This window comes from Parazoarcus communis SWub3 = DSM 12120 (genome assembly GCF_003226565.1).
Taxonomy (GTDB): domain Bacteria; phylum Pseudomonadota; class Gammaproteobacteria; order Burkholderiales; family Rhodocyclaceae; genus Parazoarcus; species Parazoarcus communis.
This window is the reverse complement of the sequence record NZ_QKOE01000126.1, coordinates 1-462: the sequence shown is the minus strand read 5'-3', so window position 1 is coordinate 462 and position 462 is coordinate 1. Positions and strand designations below refer to the sequence as shown.

The window sequence follows — 462 nt, the reverse complement described above, 5'->3', positions numbered from 1 at the left end:
GCAGGCCTATGTGCGGCGCGCCTATCCGCTCTACCGCCAGAGCCACGTGCAGCGCGCCATGGCGATGGTGCTGAAGGCGATCGGTCTCGAACCGCAAGGTCGGCTGAACGATTGGATGACCCGCGCCGGTCTGTGGTTCCTGCGCCGCCGCTCCGCCAAGCTCGCCGCAGAGGGGGCTTAGGCTTTTCTTCATTGGACCGCGGGCCTCCCGGCCCGCTCATGAGCGGGCCGGGAGGCCCGCGGTCCGCTATGAAATCAGATCGGCAAACTCTTCGAACACCGCGTCGTAGACGGGGCGCTTGAAGGGCACGATCAGATCGGCGAGCTCGCCGGCGCGGATCCAGCGCCAGGATCCGAACTCCTTGTCGTGCGCATGGATGTCGATATCGGCGTCGCGGCCGATGAAGGCCAGCGCGAACCATTTCTGTGCCTGGCCGCGCCAACGGCCCTTCCAGTAAGGCG

Annotated in this window: 2 protein-coding genes; one reads left to right on the top strand and one right to left on the bottom strand. The window is 66.7% G+C overall.

From position 1 onward, the window contains the following. Positions 1-181 (top strand): hypothetical protein (locus tag DNK49_RS24260; protein WP_207807119.1); only part of this gene is annotated, 181 nt, incomplete at its 5' end. Between the two features lie 66 nt (positions 182-247). Here DNK49_RS24260 and DNK49_RS24255 read toward each other — a convergent pair. Further along, positions 248-462, bottom strand: a 215-nt coding sequence (locus DNK49_RS24255) for an NUDIX hydrolase (RefSeq protein WP_481345677.1), incomplete at its 5' end; no start/stop codon positions are given.